The organism is Clostridium sp. (assembly GCF_051650885.1).
In the GTDB taxonomy this organism is placed as follows: domain Bacteria; phylum Bacillota; class Clostridia; order Clostridiales; family Clostridiaceae; genus Clostridium.
Genome location: NZ_JBOFRG010000303.1, coordinates 1 through 1,777 on the forward strand (window position 1 = coordinate 1; position 1,777 = coordinate 1,777).

1 protein-coding gene is annotated in these 1,777 nt (G+C 41.5%); it reads right to left on the bottom strand.

What is annotated here, in order from left to right:
* The coding region (locus ACRC28_RS14565) for a reverse transcriptase domain-containing protein (RefSeq protein ID WP_438544172.1) at positions 1–1,758 on the bottom strand (1,758 nt) is incomplete at its 3' end.
* Positions 1,759–1,777: the final 19 nt, after the last annotated feature.

The window sequence follows — 1,777 nt, forward strand, 5'->3', positions numbered from 1 at the left end:
AGTTGTTGGACAATAGGGAGACCCAAATTTCCAGTTAATTCCCCACCTCTGAGCATACTCCTGTGTTAGTCTATTTTTGAATTCCCTTCCGTTATCGGAGAGAATCGATTTTGGGGCTCCGTGTTTTCTTGTAATGTACCTATGCACCAACCTAACTACTGTCTCCATATCCTTTGTAACAAGGGCTGAAACTTCTGATATCTTTGTGCAATGATCGATCATTGTGAGAATATATTTACATCCCCTCTCGCTATCCTTAAACGGTCCCACTATATCTACCTCCCACAATTCCCCTTTTTCTTTTGATCCTATAACAACATTATCCTGCTTCTCATTTAATGAGGATTCCTGCTGGCAAATTCTACAGTTCCTTACGAACTCAGCAATGTCCTTGTTACGATTTTTCCATGTGTATTTACTCGATACAGCATACTTTAAACTTCCCGCTGAACCGTGACCAAGGAGATCATGATAGTATATAAGTATTTCCTTTGCCCTCAAATCTGAGAGCTCTTTAACCGTTAGTTCCTCCTTCCGAACAGCCAAACAAGTACCTTCAAATTCCCGACTAAGATGGTCCGTAAAGTTAACTTCTCCCTTAATATAAGTTATATCAAAATCATACTCCTGTATCAATAACGACCATCTTGCTAGTCGCGCCTTCATGTTCCGCGACTTAAAGAGGTAAGTCAAGGCCTTGTGGTCTGTCCTTAACTCAAACTTTTGTACCACTAAATACTCACGAAAATGTTGAATCGCCTTGATCACAGCCAGCAACTCCTGTTCAGTCGTGGAATAGTTCCTTTCCGCCATATTTTTCAACGCACCATAATAGCAAACAATTTTCTCCTCACCGTCTATTACCTGTGAAAGCACAGCACCAATACCCTCTTTCGACGCGTCCGTCGTCAATGTAAACTTCTCATTCAAATCTGGAATCGTCAAAATTGCAGCTTCCTCCAACGCCTTCTTACATTTCTCTATAGACTTGACATACTCCGTCTCCTTCTCTGAACATGCCCAAAACGCTACCTCAGCTTTGTCCTTAAGCTTGAGTACCGCATATAATTCCGCAGTGAGTTTATAGCTGTCCTTAATGTGCTTAGTACAATAATTAAATAATCCCAGAAACGATTGCAACTTCTTCCTAGTGTCGGGAACTGGTAGACTCCTAATAGTTTTCACTTTTTCCTCGTCCACCTTTACACATCCTCCGGAGATAGTATGTCCTAAAATCTTTATTTCCCTCTTACCGTATTCACATTTCTTAACATTCAACCTCAAACCTACCTCCTCCAACTTCCTGCGAACTTCTCTAAGATGCTCTTTATGTTCCTCTAGAGATCTACTATAGATCAAAATATCGTCCATATAGACTATCACAAATTTATATAAAAACGGTTTAAGCACCATGTCCATCGTCCTCTGGAATGTAGCTGGAGCATTCACCAGGCCAAACGGCATCTTTGTAAACTCAAACAATCCCTCCCTACACGCAAAAGCCGTCTTCTCTATATCCCGCGGGTCCATATCAATCTGATGATAACCAGATTCAGCATCCATCTTACTAAAGTAACTTGCCCCATGTAAAGCGTTAATCAGATCTTCTACCCTTGGCATCGGATAAGCATCTCTCACCGTAACATCATTCAATCTTCTAAAGTCGACACAGAACCTACCTCTCTCACCCTTCTTCGGTGCAATTACTATAGGACTCCTCCATGGGCTCTTACTCGGTCTAATGATCCCCGACTCCAAGTACTTTGCAATGAACTCC